Annotated in this window: 3 protein-coding genes and 1 pseudogene; all 4 read left to right on the top strand. The window is 64.5% G+C overall.

What is annotated here, in order from left to right; all coding sequences use genetic code 11:
* A pseudogene (locus CSQ99_RS30465) lies at positions 1–281 on the top strand (glyceraldehyde-3-phosphate dehydrogenase); the annotation flags it as partial.
* A 5-nt stretch (positions 282–286) separates the two neighbouring features.
* Positions 287–1,537 carry a phosphoglycerate kinase gene (locus CSQ99_RS30460; protein ID WP_099042688.1) on the top strand — a complete coding sequence of 417 codons (1,251 nt, stop codon included), beginning with the start codon at positions 287–289 and terminating at the stop codon, positions 1,535–1,537.
* Positions 1,538–1,589: 52 nt separating this feature from the next.
* On the top strand, positions 1,590–2,375 hold the full coding sequence (tpiA, locus tag CSQ99_RS30455; protein ID WP_099042687.1) for a triose-phosphate isomerase: 786 nt from the start codon (positions 1,590–1,592) through the stop codon (positions 2,373–2,375).
* Positions 2,376–2,405: 30 nt separating this feature from the next.
* Positions 2,406–2,639 carry a preprotein translocase subunit SecG gene (secG, locus tag CSQ99_RS30450; protein ID WP_083123435.1) on the top strand — a complete coding sequence of 78 codons (234 nt, stop codon included), beginning with the start codon at positions 2,406–2,408 and terminating at the stop codon, positions 2,637–2,639.
* Positions 2,640–2,758: the final 119 nt, after the last annotated feature.

The following is a 2,758-nucleotide window of genomic DNA, read 5'->3' as shown; positions in this document are numbered from 1 at the left end:
GTACCGACCTGACGGCCGAGCTGTCCAAGGCGCCTACCGCCGAAGAGATCAACCTCGCGTTCAAGGCGGCCGCCGATGGTCCGCTCAAAGGCATCCTCAAGTACTACGACGCGCCGATCGTGTCGAGTGACATCGTCACCGATCCGCACAGCTCGATCTTCGATTCTGGCCTGACCAAGGTGATCGACAACCAGGCCAAGGTCGTGTCCTGGTATGACAACGAGTGGGGCTACTCCAACCGCCTTGTCGACCTGGTCGCGCTGGTCGGCAAGTCGCTCTAACCGCGATGGCAGAGTCTTCTATCAAGACGCTCTCCGACCTACTCGCAGAAGGGGTTTCGGGCCGGGGCGTACTCGTGCGCTCCGACCTGAACGTCCCGCTCGAGAACCAGGGCGGAAACATCGCCCATATTTCTGATCCGGGTCGCATCACCGCGTCGGTGCCCACGTTGAGCGCGTTGGCCGACGCCGGCGCCAAGGTCGTCGTCACCGCGCACCTCGGCAGGCCCAAAGATGGTCCGACGCCGGAGTTCTCGCTCGCCCCGGTGGCCACGGCGCTGTCCGAGCAGCTCGGCAGGCACGTCCAACTGGCCGGTGATGTCGTCGGCACCGATGCGCTGGCGCGCGCGGAGGGTCTGACCGATGGCGACATCCTGTTGCTGGAGAACATTCGCTTCGATCCCCGCGAGACCAGCAAGGATGACAGTGAGCGTCTCGCACTGGCCAGGCAGCTCGCCGAACTCGTCAGCGGCGCAGACGGTTCGCCCGGCGCCTTCGTGTCCGACGGTTTCGGCGTGGTGCACCGGAAGCAGGCCTCGGTGTACGACGTGGCCACGCTGCTGCCGCATTACGCGGGCACGCTGGTGGCGGCCGAGATCAAGGTGCTCGAACAGCTGACCAGCTCGACCGAACGACCGTATGCCGTGGTGCTCGGCGGCTCGAAGGTGTCGGACAAACTCGCCGTCATAGAGAATCTGGCCACCAAAGCCGACAGCATCGTCATCGGCGGCGGCATGTGCTTCACATTCCTTGCCTCACAAGGTGTTTCGGTGGGTAAATCGCTTCTCGAAGAGAGCATGATCGACACCTGCCGCAAGCTGCTCGAGGACTACGGCGATGTGATCCACCTGCCGGTCGACATCGTGGTGGCCGGCGAGTTCGCCGCCGACGCGACGCCGGAGGTCGTGCGGGCCGACCAGATTCCGGACGGCAAGATGGGCCTTGACATCGGACCCGGTTCGGTGGAGCGGTTCACCAGCCTGCTGTCCAACGCCAAGACCATTTTCTGGAACGGCCCGATGGGCGTGTTCGAGTTCCCGGCGTTTGCCGCGGGCACCAAGGGTGTCGCCGAGGCGATCATAGGGGCCACCGGCAAGGGCGGCTTCAGCGTCGTCGGTGGCGGTGATTCTGCGGCCGCGGTGCGGCAGTTGGGCCTGCCCGAGGACGGCTTCTCACACATTTCGACCGGGGGCGGGGCGTCGCTGGAATACCTTGAGGGCAAAGACCTGCCCGGTATCCAAATACTCGAGCAGTCCTAGATCAAGGAAAGGCGGCCAATTATGACGCTCTTCGCCCGAGAGGCTCATCGCCGTGCCCCGTAAGCCACTGATCGCCGGCAACTGGAAGATGAACCTCAACCACTTCGAGGCGATCGCCCTGGTCCAGAAGATCGCGTTTTCGCTGCCGGACAAGTATTTCGACAAGGTCGACGTCGCGGTGCTGCCGCCGTTCACCGACCTGCGCAGCGTGCAAACCCTCGTCGACGGCGACAAGCTGCGCCTCACCTACGGGGCGCAGGACGTGTCGCAGCACGATTCGGGTGCCTATACCGGCGAGATCAGCGGCGCCTTTCTCGCGAAGTTGGGCTGCAAGTACGCCGTTGTCGGGCACTCGGAGCGCCGTACCTATCACCACGAAGACGACGCCCTGGTGGGCGCGAAGGCTGCCGCCGCGTTCAAGCACGGCATCGTCCCGATCATCTGCATCGGTGAGCAACTCGAGGTCCGCGAGGCCGGTAACCACGTCGAGTTCAACACCGAATCGCTGCGCGGGTCGGTCGCCGGGTTGACGCCCGAGCAGATCGGCCAGGCCGTCATCGCCTACGAGCCGGTATGGGCGATCGGCACCGGCCGGGTAGCCAGTGCCGCGGATGCGCAGGAGGTGTGCAAGGCCATCCGCGACGAGCTGGTCAAGCTGGCGTCGCCACAGCTGGCTGCCGGCGTCCGCATTCTGTACGGCGGCTCGGTGAACGCCAAGAACGTCGGCGAGATCGTCGCGCAGGAGGATGTCGACGGTGCGCTCGTCGGCGGGGCGTCGCTCGATGGTGAGCAGTTCGCCACTCTTTCGGCCATCGCTGCTGGTGGGCCCTTGCCGTAGCGGCCCTTTTGGGCCTGTAGGCTGTCGGCCATGGTTCTTGCTCTGCAGATCACGTTGATTGTCACCAGCTTGCTGGTGGTGCTACTCGTGTTGCTGCACCGCGCCAAGGGCGGCGGCTTGTCGACCCTGTTCGGCGGCGGCGTCCAATCCAGCCTGTCGGGCTCGACGGTCGTCGAGAAGAATCTGGACCGGCTGACGTACTTCGTCGTCGGCATCTGGGTGGTCTCGATCGTCGGCGTCGCGCTGCAGATCAAATACAGCTGATATGTAGGCATCGTTTGTCAATAGGCAGGTGAAAGCCGCCCCGGTTTTGATGCCGGGGCGGCTTTCGTTTGATCGGAGTCAGTCGGTGCCGCGGCGGTCGTTGGTCAACGACGATGGTG

The organism is Mycobacterium neglectum (assembly GCF_002591975.1).
GTDB classification, from domain to species: domain Bacteria; phylum Actinomycetota; class Actinomycetes; order Mycobacteriales; family Mycobacteriaceae; genus Mycobacterium; species Mycobacterium neglectum.
Note: the sequence above shows the minus strand (reverse complement) of the source record. Positions and strands in the feature narration are given on the sequence as shown.